General features: G+C 63.7%; 16 protein-coding genes, 1 tRNA gene and 3 pseudogenes. 13 read left to right on the forward strand and 7 right to left on the reverse strand.

Annotated features, from left to right (window positions below):
• Position 1: 1 nt before the first annotated feature.
• Complete coding sequence (locus ACZ5IQ_RS03730) at positions 2-703, reverse strand: plasmid pRiA4b ORF-3 family protein (protein ID WP_464480512.1); 702 nt, start codon at positions 701-703, stop codon at positions 2-4.
• 98 nt (positions 704-801) lie between these two features.
• Positions 802-1,506: a hypothetical protein gene (locus ACZ5IQ_RS03735; RefSeq protein ID WP_464480840.1), complete on the reverse strand. Its 705-nt coding sequence runs from the start codon at positions 1,504-1,506 to the stop codon at positions 802-804.
• Between the two features lie 239 nt (positions 1,507-1,745).
• On the opposite strand from ACZ5IQ_RS03735, the gene ACZ5IQ_RS03740 reads away from it, so the two are divergent.
• The 7 genes and pseudogenes from ACZ5IQ_RS03740 to ACZ5IQ_RS03770 all read left to right on the forward strand — a co-directional run bounded on the left by ACZ5IQ_RS03740 (position 1,746) and on the right by ACZ5IQ_RS03770 (position 7,636).
• Entirely contained in the window at positions 1,746-2,174 is a 429-nt protein-coding gene (locus ACZ5IQ_RS03740; RefSeq protein WP_464480841.1) for a hypothetical protein, read from the forward strand.
• 432 nt (positions 2,175-2,606) lie between these two features.
• On the forward strand, positions 2,607-3,278 hold the full coding sequence (locus tag ACZ5IQ_RS03745) for an endonuclease domain-containing protein (protein ID WP_464480842.1): 672 nt from the start codon (positions 2,607-2,609) through the stop codon (positions 3,276-3,278).
• 464 nt (positions 3,279-3,742) lie between these two features.
• Positions 3,743-4,783 carry an FtsK/SpoIIIE domain-containing protein gene (locus ACZ5IQ_RS03750; RefSeq protein ID WP_165640040.1) on the forward strand — a complete coding sequence of 347 codons (1,041 nt, stop codon included), beginning with the start codon at positions 3,743-3,745 and terminating at the stop codon, positions 4,781-4,783.
• Positions 4,784-4,785: 2 nt separating this feature from the next.
• On the forward strand, positions 4,786-5,016 hold the full coding sequence (locus ACZ5IQ_RS03755; RefSeq protein WP_074297552.1) for a helix-turn-helix transcriptional regulator: 231 nt from the start codon (positions 4,786-4,788) through the stop codon (positions 5,014-5,016).
• Positions 5,017-5,185: 169 nt separating this feature from the next.
• A pseudogene (locus tag ACZ5IQ_RS03760) lies at positions 5,186-6,506 on the forward strand (IS256 family transposase).
• Positions 6,507-6,703: 197 nt separating this feature from the next.
• Positions 6,704-6,922 (forward strand): annotated as a pseudogene (locus tag ACZ5IQ_RS03765) (tyrosine-type recombinase/integrase); the annotation flags it as partial.
• A 69-nt stretch (positions 6,923-6,991) separates the two neighbouring features.
• Positions 6,992-7,636, forward strand: coding sequence for a tyrosine-type recombinase/integrase (locus ACZ5IQ_RS03770; protein ID WP_267324725.1), 645 nt, complete (start codon positions 6,992-6,994; stop codon positions 7,634-7,636).
• A 212-nt stretch (positions 7,637-7,848) separates the two neighbouring features.
• Here the strand turns inward: ACZ5IQ_RS03770 and ACZ5IQ_RS03775 are convergent.
• Both ACZ5IQ_RS03775 and ACZ5IQ_RS03780 read right to left on the reverse strand, forming a co-directional pair.
• Positions 7,849-7,921: transfer RNA gene (locus tag ACZ5IQ_RS03775), tRNA-Arg, on the reverse strand.
• A gap of 85 nt (positions 7,922-8,006) precedes the next feature.
• Positions 8,007-8,708: a DUF4396 domain-containing protein gene (locus ACZ5IQ_RS03780; RefSeq protein WP_234785503.1), complete on the reverse strand. Its 702-nt coding sequence runs from the start codon at positions 8,706-8,708 to the stop codon at positions 8,007-8,009.
• Between the two features lie 168 nt (positions 8,709-8,876).
• Between ACZ5IQ_RS03780 and ACZ5IQ_RS03785 the strand changes: the two are divergent.
• Positions 8,877-9,263 (forward strand): annotated as a pseudogene (locus ACZ5IQ_RS03785) (nitroreductase/quinone reductase family protein); the annotation flags it as partial.
• Positions 9,264-9,478: 215 nt separating this feature from the next.
• The gene (locus tag ACZ5IQ_RS03790; RefSeq protein WP_131808703.1) at positions 9,479-10,252 is read left to right on the forward strand and encodes a hypothetical protein; all 774 of its coding nucleotides are present in this window, start codon (positions 9,479-9,481) and stop codon (positions 10,250-10,252) included.
• A gap of 27 nt (positions 10,253-10,279) precedes the next feature.
• Here ACZ5IQ_RS03790 and ACZ5IQ_RS03795 read toward each other — a convergent pair whose 3' ends face one another.
• Positions 10,280-10,576: a hypothetical protein gene (locus ACZ5IQ_RS03795; protein ID WP_110917531.1), complete on the reverse strand. Its 297-nt coding sequence runs from the start codon at positions 10,574-10,576 to the stop codon at positions 10,280-10,282.
• The gene (locus ACZ5IQ_RS03800; protein ID WP_060999942.1) at positions 10,576-10,959 is read right to left on the reverse strand and encodes a heme-binding protein; all 384 of its coding nucleotides are present in this window, start codon (positions 10,957-10,959) and stop codon (positions 10,576-10,578) included. Before ACZ5IQ_RS03800 ends, ACZ5IQ_RS03795 begins: the two co-directional genes overlap by 1 nt.
• Positions 10,960-11,334: 375 nt before the next feature.
• Between ACZ5IQ_RS03800 and ACZ5IQ_RS03805 the strand changes: the two genes are divergently transcribed.
• From ACZ5IQ_RS03805 to ACZ5IQ_RS03820, 4 genes are read left to right on the forward strand one after another with little or no spacing between them, the layout of a single operon-like run.
• On the forward strand, positions 11,335-12,402 hold the full coding sequence (locus ACZ5IQ_RS03805) for a DUF7159 family protein (protein WP_464480843.1): 1,068 nt from the start codon (positions 11,335-11,337) through the stop codon (positions 12,400-12,402).
• 57 nt (positions 12,403-12,459) lie between these two features.
• Entirely contained in the window at positions 12,460-13,245 is a 786-nt protein-coding gene (locus ACZ5IQ_RS03810) for a bestrophin-like domain (protein ID WP_060999945.1), read from the forward strand.
• 47 nt (positions 13,246-13,292) lie between these two features.
• Complete coding sequence (locus tag ACZ5IQ_RS03815; RefSeq protein WP_061010375.1) at positions 13,293-13,694, forward strand: ArsR/SmtB family transcription factor; 402 nt, start codon at positions 13,293-13,295, stop codon at positions 13,692-13,694.
• Positions 13,691-14,701: a cation diffusion facilitator family transporter gene (locus ACZ5IQ_RS03820; RefSeq protein WP_061006794.1), complete on the forward strand. Its 1,011-nt coding sequence runs from the start codon at positions 13,691-13,693 to the stop codon at positions 14,699-14,701. Before ACZ5IQ_RS03815 ends, ACZ5IQ_RS03820 begins: the two co-directional genes overlap by 4 nt.
• Here ACZ5IQ_RS03820 and ACZ5IQ_RS03825 read toward each other — a convergent pair.
• Positions 14,698-15,132 (reverse strand): ester cyclase, encoded by a 435-nt coding sequence (locus tag ACZ5IQ_RS03825; RefSeq protein WP_064858306.1) that lies wholly within the window; start codon positions 15,130-15,132, stop codon positions 14,698-14,700. The genes ACZ5IQ_RS03820 and ACZ5IQ_RS03825 overlap by 4 nt on opposite strands.
• Positions 15,133-15,159 lie beyond the last annotated feature (27 nt).

Raw genomic sequence — 15,159 nt, forward strand, 5'->3', positions numbered from 1 at the left:
CTCAACGCATATTCGACGCGGCCAGAGCGTCATTGGTCTCGGTCACCGAGAAACGATCGGGGTGCCAGCCTCGGGGCAGCCAGTCGCGCATCTCCTGCGCACCCAGCCCCATCGGTGTTGCCCGCGGGTCGTACCCGCCACGAACCCACGCAGCCAATTCCTCATAGCCGCCCAAGCCACCACAATCCTCCGGCGGGCAGGCCATCTTGCCCGCCAGGCACGCCGGAGCCGAAGGTGGATCATCGAGAACGTCTTCGACCACCAGCACGTGCTCCCATCCGTCGCCGAAGTCGTAGTCATAGAACAACCGGTCGCCCTTACCGGAGACCACCTGATCCAGGCGCACACCGTCCTCGACGAGACCGTCGTCGCCTTCGCTGAGATCAAATCTGGTGACGAAGTAGGCACGGGTACGCCGGTCCGCCCCGACACCGAACTTATGCAGATGGCCGTCCTGCCAGCCCATCGCAACCTGCAGCACGTCATGCAGCTCATCGAGCACGAGGTCACCCGGCAGGACCAGACGACGCCAGATCGGCGGCTTGGCGTACATCAGGTCGACCCGCACCCGGAAACCCCGCACACGCTCCGGCACAGCTCCCACCTCGGGTGTCGGTTCATCGAACACTCCCGCGAACAAATCCCGGCCAGCATCGGCCATCAGCTGTTGCAGCATCGACAGGTCCACACCACCCCCGGACACCGCGCTCTTCCTCTTACTCTTCCGCTTCTCCTCCGGCACACACCCAGCCAACCAGACACCCCAATCACAGGCCGACAGCAGCTGACCGTTCTACACCCTCAATCATGAAGAGCCATAAAAACTAACGATGCATCTCGGTATTCGGGCACTCTGTGTGAGTGGTAGTAGACACGTCTCGCTTGATGTCTTCTATATTTATCACTTATGGCGACGATTTGTCTGTAGGTGTTTGATAACAGGGCCCGTAGCTTGTCTCGGCGCCGTACGAGATTATCGAGTTCATCTGCCAACGCTCGCCGAGCTGGCCATGACAGCACGGGCAACTTGTCGGCGATCGCATCAAGGCGATTGCCGACAAGCTCATAATCATTCTCATATTGTTTAAACTTCGCGGTGCATCGAAAGTATTCGTCAGAAATGGTATTGTGCTCGTTCTGGAATTCGGTCGTGTGGTGGTAGTAAATATGTAGACGTTCGTTGCGTACTGCCTGCGCGCAGATTTCAAGGTACCCACGACCCAGATCGTGTTCATCTGCGTGGGATAGAATCCGTGCTGTTGTCGCAGACTGATCGGTCAGTTCGTGAGGGACGTGCTCGCCGGTGAGAACTGCCATTTTTGTTAGCTCGACGACTTGGTGGCGGACTGAGTTGGCGGATCGCTTGATTGTTATTCGCTTGAGACGGCTGATTCGGCGGACCTCGGCCGGCTTAACGCCGGCCGCCAGTGCAAGCTTGGCAGCCGCAATGTTCATGGTGTGGTAGCGCTCGGCGGCGAGGGCGTGATCCGGTAGTTCGGCAATCATGTACTGAGGGTAGTGGTGACTGCCGACAACTAATGTTGATCTCAATTAGCGATCGGTTCTTGCTGCTGTAGTGGCGTGGTGGTAAATGGACGCAGATCTACGCGATTGCCTCCCACTGATGTCGGGCCTGACCTGCGGCTTCTCCGTTTCGGTTACGTGAAGTGCGTAGAGAATCCGCTGTCGGTCAAACTCGGCTTAGTGGACGCGCTAGACGTCTTGAAACCGAAAGGTGTTGGCTCATGGCTGATCTCACTCGATTGGACGATGTTGTCCTCGACCCGACGCAGATTTTGGCATTTGGAACGGGGGGCGCGGGCCGCGCGAGGCGTGTGTACCGTGATGGAGCTGCGACCGATGAGCCGGTGCTCATTGACGGCGCACAACTCCACAGGCTTACAGGCTTGGCGGTGAGCGTTGCAGGCATCGGCCTGGATGGTGCGGAAGTCCAAACGACGACACCGTTGGACACGGTGCCGGCCGGCACATTGTTTCGGGCCGAAGGCCGATGCACGTTGTCGGTCCGTGCAGAGGGCAAGTCTGGCTGGAACGGCGGTGCGCCCAGGGGTGTGCTCGTGGTGACGGTCTATATCCAGACTCTGATAGCTGTTGGTTCCGTCACCGAGCTTGCCAAGGTCGGTAGCTGCGGGCGGCGCGGAGCGAGCGAATGATGTTCAAGAGAAACATGATTCGAGGAAGTGACCCATTCCGGTTGTCCCTAACAGGCCGGTGTTATGCGGTGATTGCGTGGCTTCGAGGACCAGCACTGATGCGTCGATGGTTGTTGCTCGTCCTTGGCGCGGCTTGCGCAGTATCAGTCGGGGGCGTTGTGGCGCTCGCTGCAGTGATGCACGCTGCATCACCGTTGGGCACAACGGCCGCGGTGGGCGGTTCTGAACTGAACAGGGCCAGCCTTCTCAGGGCTGGGCCAGCATCATCGGAGGTCACTGCCCTCCCCGGGTATGACTGCCATCCAATGCCCCCACAGGCGTTCAGATATCTCAACCCCATGAGCACGGGTCCCTCGGTGGTTGCTGTGGGTAAAGACGGAACCGTGTGGGGCCCGTCGTGTGTTGTCACCTATGGGATCGCTGGTTCATGACATGAGCGATGTGCTGGCGGCGTTCCCGCCAAACCGACAGGCGGCCATCATTCGCAAGTTTCTTTGCCGTCAGGGGCCGGTTAACGTCGAGCTCGCTGAACTCGGTCGGTACAGATCCGCGGAGGCCATAAGGGTGATCATCGCGGCCGAGAGTTCGGTGCCGTGCGGTCCCCGCTTCCCATACGACACACGGATACCGCCCGCCCCATTCAAAAACGCTTCCAGACAACGTCTTTATGAGGTCCTCTCCGCGAAGTTCGGCCCTATGTGCATGGCTTGCGGCGAGATATATGGCCGCGTGATCGACCATGACCATATGTCGGGTATGGTGCGCGGCTTGGTATGTCGGGACTGTAACCATGTGCTCGAACACTGCCTGCACGCGAACTCTGCCGCGTGCCGTAGAGCGCGGTACTTGAACGAACCGCCCGCCGGAGAACTTCAATTGCGCTACCCGGCAAGGCATCGCGAGCGAGCGCTGGACGTTGTGCGGGAGGCGATTCTGGGCTTCGACATCTTTAACCGCGACCAATGGCCGTCGCCGATTCCAGCCGATTGGCGGTGGACGATTCCCGACGAGGCGACGCTTCACGCGGTCGAGATCGAATGGTGGAAGCGTCATCCGACTGCGGAGGGATGCCCGCGCGATCTGATTGGAGCCGAACCGTGGTGAGCGCTCGACGGATCATGTTGCTTTGCGGTGCAGCATTTTTCGGATTGTGGTTGGCCGCGCTGAATGGGGTCGGCGACGTCGTGTTGTGGTCTGCGTGCGCTGCGGTTGTGTTGGCAGCGGGAATCTGGATGGTCGTACGTGTGCGGGCTCGTCGACGCTGCTCTGCGTTCGGTCCGGAATTGCGCTACGCATCTTCGATTCTGCTGAGTCGTGACAAGTGGGCGAATCTTGTTGAGATACTTGACCTGTCCGTAGACGCGGACCTACGCCGTTCGCGTGCTGCGCGCGCAAGGGGTGTTGTCGCCGGCATCGCGTGGGATGACCGACGTGCTGTTAGGTATATACCGCCGGTGGTTGGGACAAGTGCAACGCCGTACGGCATGGCAGTGATGGTTGCCGGTGTACCTGGACAGAGTCGGGATAGCTGGGACCGGCATTGCGGACATCTGAGTTCTGCTCTGCGGGTGCGTGAAGTCACCGTGACAGAGCCGCGGCCGGGCACCTTCGAGCTGCAGCTGCGCGTCCGGGACCCCCTTGGCACGCCTACAGTTCTTTCTGTTGTGCCGCCTAGTCGAGGTTGGGAATTGCCGTTAGGCGTCGATGAGCGAGGTGCCTTGATCGGGGCACCTTGCAGTAATCTAAGTGGCGTCGTCCTCGGTGGCGTGCCTGGCAGCGGCAAGACCAGTTGGTTGACATTGATGTTGGCCTCGCTGGCATCGCGAAATGACGTCCAATGGCTCCTGATTGACGGTAAGCAGGGCTACGACTTGGAACCGCTGGCACGTCGTGCGTATCGCTACATCAGCGGTGAGGCAGCAGGGGACCTCGAAATCGTCCGTGCTGCTTTGCAAGACGTGCAGGCGCTGATGCGGGAGCGGCTGAGCATCTCGCGCGACCTCTACAAGCACGCAAACCTGTGGTCTGTCGGCCCCAGTCGACTGCACCCAGCTGTCATTGTTGTAGTCGACGAGTGCCAAGCATATTTGGATGCAAAGTCTTTCACCTCTAAAGAGCTGAAAGCGACTGCTGCGGAGATCGATGCAATCATTCGGGACTTGGTTAAGCGCGGCCGGTCCGCCGGAATCATGGTTATTCTCAGCACACAGCGGCCCACTGCTGACAGCATTCCGACCAGCACGCGTGATAACTGCGCTCTACGCGTGTGCTTCTCCGTTCGCACCCGTGAATCGGCGACGGCGGTTTTGGGGGAGTTCTCGGCGGATTCGACACTGAGCCCGATCGGCGCTCCAACCGGCGTCGGTATAAGTTCTGTGAACGGTCTCGATGTTCGTTTCAGAAGTCCACTTGTTTCGGAAGACGCAGTGCGCGAGCATATTTGTGCCTCATCCCATCTCGTCGCGAATCCGATCGACCTGTTCTGCGATGCGATCAAGCAGCTCATTGACCGAGTCGAGATTGATTTGACGAGTCGTCAAAGAGACCCGGAGAGTTTAGACACAAGCCGGCCGCGGCCGGTGCGTGAGCCATCGGAACGTGAGGAGTAGCGATGGCGAGGACCGGCAACACGAGGGTGCGGGGCGGCGCTCCCAGCGGTGGCGAACTTCTCAAGATTGACCAGGTTGCTAACCGCTTGAGGGTGTCCGTCGGCTGCATTAGGGCCTGGCGCATCAAAGGTGAGGGGCCGCCGGCGATCCGCATCGGAACTGCGCTGCGTTGGGACTCAGCGGAAGTCGACGAGTGGCTGGATTCTCGGCGCGAGTCGCGGATGGAGCTGTAGCGCAGAATGATTGAGCCGAGAACCGGCCCGAATGGAGCAATGATCAGAACCTGTGGATGAGCCTCGGTGTGGGGGCGTGAAAGTGGGCGCACCTTCCCGAGGATGATCTGAATATCCGAAGGTCCGATCATGAGCCGGCGTTGGCGCGCTGGTTCGGGAAGGTACGCCCATGCTCACCGTAGTTCACGATGCCGCCGAGGCCAACGAAAGTGCCGGCGGTGCTGGTCGGTCGTTGTTGGACGAGATCGTTCGTGACGGCGCCCGGCAGATGCTGGCCGCGGCGCTGCAGGCCGAGGTTGCGGCCTACGTAGCGCAGTTCGCCGACCAGCTCGATGAGGACGGCCATCGGTTGGTGGTCCGCAACGGCTACCACCAACCGCGTGAGGTGCTGACCGCAGCCGGCGCGGTCGAGGTGAAGGCACCGCGGGTCAACGACCGCCGGGTTGACCCCGATACCGGTGTCCGGCAGCGGTTCTCCTCGGCGATCCTGCCCGCCTGGGCACGCAAGTCCCCGCAGATCAGCGAGGTGCTGCCGCTGCTGTACCTGCATGGGCTGTCCAGCGGCGACTTCGGGCCGGCACTCGAGCAGTTCCTCGGCTCGGGTGCGGGGTTGTCGGCGTCGACGATCACCCGGCTGACCGCGCAGTGGCAGGACGAAGCCGCCACGTTCGGGCGCCGGGATTCTGTCCGGCACCGACTACGTCTACCTGTGGGTCGACGGCATCCACCTCAAGGTCCGCCTGGAGCAGACCAAGCTGTGCCTGCTGGTGATGATCGGCGTGCGTGCTGATGGTCGCAAGGAGCTGGTCGCGATCACCGATGGGTATCGGGAGTCCACCGAGTCGTGGGCCGACCTGCTGCGTGACTGCAAACGCCGCGGGATGACCGCGCCGGTGCTGGCCGTCGGCGATGGTGCCCTTGGGTTCTGGAGGGCGGTCCGCGAAGTCTTCCCGGCCACCCGTGAGCAGCGCTGCTGGTTCCACAAGCAGGCCAATGTGCTTGCCGCACTGCCGAAGTCGGCACACCCGTCGGCGTTGGCGGCGCTCAAAGACATCTACAACGCCGAGGATATCGACAAGGCTCAGCTGGCGGTCAAGGCCTTCGAGGTCGACTTCGGTGCCAAGTATCCCAAGGCGGTCGCCAAGATCGTCGACGATCTCGATGTCCTGCTGGAGTTCTACAAGTACCCGGCCGAGCATTGGATCCATTTGAGGACGACAAATCCGATCGAAAGCACTTTCGCCACGGTGCGACTTCGAACCAAGGTCACCAAGGGGCCGGGATCACGCACGGCCGGGATTGCCATGGCCTACAAGCTGATCGACGCCGCACAGGCCCGCTGGCGGGCCGTCAACGCCCCGCACCTGGTCGCCCTGGTCCGCGCCGGCGCGGTCTTCCACAAAGGCAAGCTACTCGAACGACCCACCGACATCACCCCACCAACACCGCCTTCAAACGGTGACGAGAGCACCGGAACGGAGGTCGCCTGAAACACCCCGATCCACAGGTATTGACAATTTCTCGCCCGAATGGCACCCGCGTTTACCGGGCTCGTGTCTACTACCGCGGAAGATACGTCGCGTCGCGAACGTTTCCCCGCAAGCGCGACGCCCAAGAATGGGAACGCAAACAGGTCGAGACTCTGAAGACCGGCGCATGGGCCGACCCTAAAGCGGGAGAGCGACCGGTGCGAGAGTGGTGCGAGATTTGGTTGTCGGCTCAACCCGCCAAGGCGCCGGCGACCGAACGGAAGATCCGCGGAACGATCACAAAGCAGATTGCTGGCACGTTCGGCCGTCGGCCGCTGGTATCTGTACGACCTTCTGAGGTCCAATCCTGGGCGGCTGAGCTGTCTCGCAAACAGTCCGCGGCTACGGCACGTCACTCGCTGGGCGTACTGCGCCGAGTCTTCGATCACGCGGTCCGGGACGGTGCGATCCACCGGAACCCAGCGGCTGGCATCCGGTTGCCGAAAGTGCAGGGCAACGATCCGCTACCGCTCACGCACGACCAACTGTGGCGTCTGGCTGACCACATGAGCCAATCGCGCGACCGTCTGCTTGTCCTGGTCGCGGGTTACTGCGGTTTGCGTTGGGGCGAGCTGGCCGCGCTCCGGTGGGCCGATGTCGACATCGAGAGGAAGAGTCTGCGCGTCGCTCGTGCCTACTCCGAGGAAGCCCCACGGGGCGAGATGTCACCGGTGAAAGACCATCAAGCGCGCACGGTGCCAGTTCCGACGATCGTGTCGGACGAACTCGCTACATTCAAAGGCGATCAGAAACCAAATGACCTCGTTTTCCCATCGGCGAACCGTACCGCCCTCCGCAATCGCAACTTCCGCCGTGACGTTTTTGACGACGCTGTCGAAGAACTCGGGCTAGGCATCACGCCACACAATCTTCGGGATACCGCGGCATCTCTGGCCATCCAGGCAGGTGCGTCTGTCGTTGCGGTCGCCCGTCTCCTTGGCCACGAGTCAGCCGCCACCACGTTGAACCACTACGCTGCGTTCTTCCCGACAGACTTAGAAGATGTGGCTGTGCGGCTCGACCTGGCCGCGCGTCAGGCTCTCATAGTGGCAGCCGAAGCGGGCGGAGACGTCGATGGACTTGCGCGATAGAGGCCGCGAGCGGCTCAAGCACGTACTGGCAGACCCGCGCCGGGCTACTGCGGTGGCCGAAATTCGGCGCAAAATGGCGGCGATGGACGCGGAGGCTGACCATCCTGCACCACTCGATACCAACGAAGCACCGACCAAGCACCGACCAGAGAGGAGCGAAGGGGAGTAGGGCAATCGCCCGGAAAGCCTCGCTGACCTGCAAAAACACTGAGTGCCCCCGGCAGGATTCGAACCTGCGACACCGGCTTTAGGAGAGCCGTGCTCTATCCCCTGAGCTACGGGGGCGGCACCTATCGAGATAGGGACCCATAGGGACGACTCATGCTAAACGCCGGGCGCCGCATCGGTGGCATCGGGATTCTGATGTCGCTCACGGTGTCGCGTGGGCTGACGGTGCTGTTTGGCTGTGCGGCGCGGTGTCGGGAGCGCCGAGCCGGTCTGCGACGGCGACCACCAAGCCGCCGAGCATGAAGGCAGTGATCGCTGCGGTCAGCGTCGGAGTGCTCAGCGACGGGATGAATCGTCGAACTCCGGCGACGTCGGGGCTGCCGCCCCCGTGGTACTTGTGCGTCAGTGCGTGGCCTTTGCCTTTTTGCAGCAGGTACCGGTTTACCGGGTAGGCGGCGAAGAAGGCGACAGTCAGCGCGATCATCATCCCGATCCAGAAGATCGGATTGACCAGGCCGGCGTTCATCGCACCCGGGATCACAGCCATGACCAGGTTGTCGACGATCTCCATGGTCGCGATCGAGAGCGTGTCGGCGGCCAGGACCACGCTGAGCGCCGTGCCGATCGCCAGACCGGCTCTCAGCAGCGGCAGCGTCGACAGCGTGTAGCCGAAGACGAATGCCAGCGTGATGGCCAGTCCGATGGTCGCCAGGTTGGTCAGGCCGAGGGCCGTGCCGATGACGAGGCCGACGATCTCGCCGATCGCGCAGCCGGTGAGGCAGTGCAGCGTCGCGCTGACTGCCATCGCGTTGATGTCGCCGCCGTGGTGCGCATGATCCATGTGGGAGGCGTGGTCGTGTCCGCCCTGGTGGTCGCCGTGGTGGTCGTGGGACTCGCTGGCCATGGTGTCGTTCCTCGTCGTCCAAATCGATCGCGTATCGGAGTCGACATCAAACATACCCCCTGGGGGTATCGATGCCAAGGCGTTGGGAACTGACGGCATCACGCCGCATGAGGCGGCACACATATCAACCTAGTTGACATTGGATGGCGTTGCCAGAACGATGAAGGCATGAGCACTTCTGGGGATGAGACGGATTTCCACAACGACGTGATCAGGCAGATTCGCGAAACCGGTGCGGTCGGGGGCTGGTTCGCGCAATTCGACATGCTGATCCTGCACACCGTCGGAGCCAAGTCGGGCCAGCCGAGGCAGAACCCCATGGCCTACCAGAAATCTGACGGCGACGAGATCTACGTGTTCGCGTCCAACAACGGCAACGACACGAGCTCCGCCTGGTACCACAACGCGATGGCCCACCCTGAGCGGGTGGCGGTCGAGATCGGGCGCGACAAGTACCCGGTACGAGTACGTGAGCTTCAGGGCGCCGAACGGGACCGCATCTACGAGACGCAGGCCGGCCGCTTCGAGAACTTCGCCGAGTACCAGAGGAAGACTTACCCGCACCGAGGGATAGCGACTCGGTCGGAATGTCGCGACCGTAATACGCGAAGGGGGTCGATCACTGTGCGTGAAGTGCGGAAATTCCGCCATATTTACGCAATTGCAGAATCATCCCCGCGACCGGCGAATTGCAAGGTCATCACCGGGCAAATGTCAAATCGCAGCAATGCTGGTAACGACGTTCTCTGGTTGTTTACACTGCCGTTCAAATGTGTGAATTTGACATGAACGCGTGCGATCCCGTCGATGTGGCGCACCAGTTGGACGCTGCCGGCGTCGCACGGGTAGCAAACGCCGTGCAATGGGATTGGGTGATTGATTCCCGGGCGGAAATCGATCGCTGGTTGGCCGCGCACGGGGAGAAAGACCATTTCGTCCTGTCTCCGCAGGACGGCCACCTGGAATCGATTCACGCGTTCATGGCCAGTGATTCGGTCCGCACATTTCTCGACAGTGTCGTCCGCCAGCGGTTCCCGGACCGCGCGCATGACATGGCGGGCACGGCGGTGCGCATTGTCGCGGGCCCACACGCCGACGGCGATGCCTGGTGGTTCCACTACGACGCCAGTGTCGTGACGATGGTGGTCCCGCTGTTCATCCCTGATGCGGAACCGGGCCGGTCGGGAGAGTTGGTGGGGTACTTCAACAAGCGGCCGTTCCGCCGCTCGGTGCTGGTCAACATCTTCGACAAGATCGTCCATCAGAGCGCGAGGTTCCGGCAGCGGATCCTGGAGAGCCTGGGCCGCAGCCACGGACCGACCGTCGTCGATATGAATGTCGGTGACGTGTACCTGTTTTGGGGCTATCGGAGCCTGCACGCCAACATGCCGATCGCTTCGGGGCAGCGGCGCGTCACGTTGCTCATCCACTATGGCCAGCCGCACGCGCCCAGCGGTGCGCTGGCTGCGGCCAAACGGCTGCACTGGGCGCTGCGTGGCCGCACCGACGCCACGGACCAGCCGGCTGCCGCTGGGGCGTACTGACCGGCGCGGTCCGGGGCGGGTGCGGGCTCAGCGGCAGGTGTTGGCGCTGACCCAGCGACCGTTCCAGCCGACGCAGCCCTGAACCGGTGGCGGCGGTGGTGGCGGCGGCATGTCCTCGGGCAGCGGTGCGTAGTAGGCCGGCGGCGGCGCGTACGGCGCGACGGCGCCGAAGTCGGTGCACCCACTGACGGTGATGCGTCGCCCGGCACCGAAGCAGACATCGGCGGCGGCGGTGCCCGCGGGGACGACCGCGATCAAACCGGGTACGGCGGCTGCGGCCAGTGCGGCGGCGATCAGCCGGGGGCGTAGCGAGGCGGTACGCATCAGTCGCCCAACAGCGGACGGTCGGGCTGCTCGAGGCCGCAGCGGTCACGGAAATCCGTCATGGGCTGACGGATCGCCTGAAGTTCACTGTGCGCCTGCGGGTTTGCGTTGAAGAACGTGCGGACTTCGTTAGCGACCTCATCGCGCGGCTTGCCCTGCAGGCTGCCGTAGAAATCGTTGACGTCCGGGTGCGTGAACAGGTAGGCGGAGGCGGCAGCGGCGACACCCGAAGCCACCCCGGCCAGATCCGCGGGAGTGCAGTTGGGGGCTGTCGGAGCGGCCAGCGCCTGACCCGACGTCGGCAGGGCGACGGCCATGACGGCCATGGCGGCTCCTGCGGCAGCCACGACCGCCCGCTGGGCGACCGATTTGGTGAAGACCATTGCCGTATTCCTTTCCACAGTGCCAGCTCCGGGTCGATCGACCACCGGACACAGCCGGACTGTAGCAGGCGGATTGACCCCGCCGACATTTTCTGCGCCAGTGCGGTCCAGGGCTTTGCCTGGGGTCGGTCACCGTCGTCGTCGCTGTCTTCTCGAGGTTGCCGGTCGGTGGCGTACTGGGCGGCTCCGACTTCATTCTGGCTAATCAGCCCCTGTGGTGTTTTTCACTATGGGAAACAAGATTCGCCGTGAAATCGATGTACAGGCAAACCGGACGCACGTCCGGTGCCGATACGTCCTGTGGTGCAGCGGGCGTGACGCGCTGGCCGTTTGCCGAAGCATTCGCCAAACGCGGTGAGTTTCGAGGAGTGGCCCATGGACGCTGTGATCGGTATTGCGCTCACCGCAACCACGGCGGGCGTCACGCTCGCTTCCGGCGATGTGGCGCCCCACCTTGCGGTCGACGGCGTGACCGTCTCTCTCGACGAGGGGCGATCGTCCCGTGCCCAACTGGCCGCGGCGGTGCGCCGCATCTACGCACAGGGCGCCAAACGTGGCTGCCGTGCCCGCACGGTCGCCGTCACCTGGACCGCCGACGCCGATGATCACGCCGTCGGATTCAGTGGGCTGCCCGCAGAGTTGGATGTTGATCTGCTGCCGGTTCCGCTGGCGTCGGCCGGCTCGGCGCTGGTGTCCGACACCGGAAGTACCGACACCGTCGTCTGCGTATTGGAGCCCGATGTGGAGCGCGGGCTACGGGGGTGCGCCGTTGTCGCGGGTACCGACGAGCCGCGGGCCGTCGTCGCGTCGGGACTCTATGACGACGACGCGGCCGGCTGGCTGGCCGGCATCCTCGGTGGGCTCGATCGCCAACCTCAACGGCTCGTCCTCGTCGGCGCCGACGAGCACGCGCATCCCATTGCCGCGGAACTGCCGGACCACATTCGAGTGGACTCGGAGGCCGAATCGATCCTGGCACTCGCGCATGGTGCCGCGTTGGCCTCGCCTCGCGACGGCGCTCACGGAACTGCCGACGGGACCGGCCCCAAACGCCTTGCCAGGAAGCCGGCATGGCTGACGCCGGTGGTACTCGCAGTGATGGTGCTGGTTTCGGCTCTGGTTGCGACGATGCCTCTGGGCTCCGCCGGCCCGTCGCCGGCGCCCGCGCCGCCACCGGCTCACGTACCCGCGTCCCCTGTCGTGCAAGCTCCGCCGAGTTCGAGTCCGATTCCGACGCCCCCGGCACCCGTGGTTGTGCCGGCGCCGGCATCGGATGCGCCTCCGGTCAACCAGAAGCAGAACCAGAGCGAGACGTCCGCCGGGTTGCCCGACGTCCGAGCGACGCACGTGCCGCCGATGGGCGTCGAGCCCGCAGATCCGGCACCGCCGCACATTGCCGAGGTGCCGGACAACTGCGTCGTATTGTGCGGTTTCGTGCTCTAGGCGGTTTTGCCGGATTGGCTGACGCCGCCTCGGGGCGATTGGCATGCTTGTTCCACTATGGGTGACCTCGGAGTGTTCGGCGCCTGGCTCCTGCTGGCCATGGTTGTCGGCGGGGCGGTCTGCGTGGCGGTCGGCTGCGTGTTCGTGACGCGACGCATGATCGCCCGCGATGCGCGCCCCGAACAGAACTCGTTCCTGTCGCCGTTCCTGACTGTTGTCGGTCTGGTCTACGGCGCGCTCCTGGGATTCACGGTCGTCGTCGGCTGGCAGCAGTTCCTCAGTGCCGAGACGAACGTCGCCAACGAAGCGTCGACGTTGACGACGCTGTACCGCCAGACCGTCGCGATGCCGCAACCTGAGCAGGCGCAGGTTCGCGAGCAACTGCGTAAGTACGCCGCCGCGGTGCAGGGGCCCGCCTGGGGCATGGACGAGTTCGCCGACATCGGCAACAACGGCCGCGCCGCGCTCAGCGAGATGTATCGCATTGTGGGAACGCATAGTTCGGGACCGACGGCGAGCCCGATCGATTCGCAGTTCCTCAGTGAGCTGACGGTGTTGGCCTCGGACCGCAGCGAGCGCATCCTCAATTCCCATCAGCGCATCCCGGCGCTCCTGTGGAGTGCCCTGATCTTCGGTGGGACGGTTCTGATCCTGTTGACCTGCTTCATGCGGCTGGAGAACGCCCGCGCGCACGCGGTCCTGGTCGGAGCGGTCGCCGTCCTGTTGTCGCTGCTGCTGTACGTCATCTACACCCTCGACCATCCCTTCGGTCCGATAGGTGTTACGCCGCAGCCGTTTTCGCATGCGGTCAAGGTGTTCGACATGGTGGACCGCGGCAGCTGATCGCCGCTCCCGGAATCGATCGGCGGTCGACGGTCTATTATCTGCGTATGAATGCAGATAACCAGGTGCCGGCGCCGCTCGCCGACGACCAGGTGCGTCTGGTGGTGGAAGTGTTCCGGATGCTCGCCGACCCGACGCGGGTCCAGCTGCTGTGGGCGTTGAGTGCGTGCGAGCTGTCGGTCAACGAACTGGCCGAGCGCGTCGGCAAGCCCGCGCCGTCGGTGTCACAGCATCTGGCGAAGTTACGCATGGCGCGGTTGGTCCAGACCCGCCGTGCCGGTACGACGATCTTCTACAGCCTTGAGAACGAGCACGTGCGTCAGCTTGTCGTCGACGCCGTGCACAACGCCGAACACGCGGGTCCCGGGGTGCCGGCCCACCATCGGCAGGACCCGGGCGTGCGGAGTCTCGATGCCGACACCGCCGTGCGCAGGGGCGGCCGGCGATGAGCGGGCACCACCCTCACGGCGACCACGATCATGTGCACGAGCACGGCCACCAGCACGATCACAGCCACTCCCACGGCGGCTGGGGCGCGGTCAGAGGGCTGTTCGCTCCCCATTCCCATGACGCGGCGGACAGCCTGGACAGCGCGCTCGAATCGAGCGCCGCCGGTATCCGGGCAGTGAAGATCAGCCTGCTGGTGCTGGGTCTCACCACGGTGGTGCAGATCGCCATCGTGGTGGTGTCCGGGTCGGTGGCCCTGGCGGCCGACACGATCCACAACTTCTCCGATGCCCTGACCGCGGTGCCACTGTGGATCGCATTTGCGTTGGGCGCCAAGGCCGCAACGCGCCGCTATACGTACGGCTTCGGCCGGGTGGAAGACCTGGCTGGGTTGTTCGTGGTCGGCATGATCACGCTGTCGGCGATCGTCGCCGGCTATGAGGCGGTACAGCGGTTGATCCACCCGCAGATGATCGATCACGTGGGATGGGTGGCGCTGGCCGGACTGGTCGGATTTCTCGGCAACGAAACGGTGGCGGTCTACCGCATCCGGGTGGGGCGGCAGATCGGGTCGGCAGCGCTGGTCGCGGACGGCATTCACGCGCGCACCGACGGGTTCACGTCCCTGGCGGTGTTGCTCGGCGCCGGCGGTGTGGCCCTTGGATACCCGCTCGCCGATCCGATCGTCGGGTTGATCATCACGGTGGCGATCCTGGCGGTGCTGCGCACCGCGGTGCGAGATGTGTTCCGTCGCTTGCTCGATGGCGTCGACCCCGCACTCGTCGACACTGCCGAGCAGTCGCTGGCAGCCGAACCGGGGGTGCGGTCGGTGCACAGCGTGCGCATGCGCTGGATGGGGCACCGCCTGCATGCCGACGTCGAACTCGACCTCGATCCCGAGCTGAGCCTGGCGCAGGCCCATCGGATCGCCCACGACGCCGAGCATCATCTGGTGCACGCGGTGCCCAAGCTCACGACCGCGTTGATCCACGCATATCCCGCGCGCTAGACCCTGCCCACTGCGCCGAGTTGCTGCAGCTGCGACAAGGTGTCGACCACGCCCCAGACTTCGGCGATCAACCCGTCGGAGAATCGGATGATGAACATCTCTTCGTACACAACGGTTTTGCCGGTCGGCGCCAGTCCGCGGTACTCGCCGAGATGTGTCCCGGTCACCGTCTGGCGGGAGGCCAGCTTGTCATGGTCGACGACCATGTCGTCGACCATGACGTGAATGTCGGGGAAGGCACGCAGGAGCAGCGTCCAGATGAGCTTCATGGTGTCCGGCCCGGAACCCGCCGCGAGCGGTGAGTGGACCACGGCGTCGGGGAGGAAGACGTCGTCGATCGTGCTCACGATGTCGTCGATGTCGCCGCTGTTGCAACTGCAGTGGAATCGTTCGAAGGTCGCGACATTGGTGCTTGTGGGTGTGGTGGACATGGACCCTCCTTGCGATGTGGCGCAACG

This window comes from Mycobacterium toneyamaense (assembly GCF_055384815.1).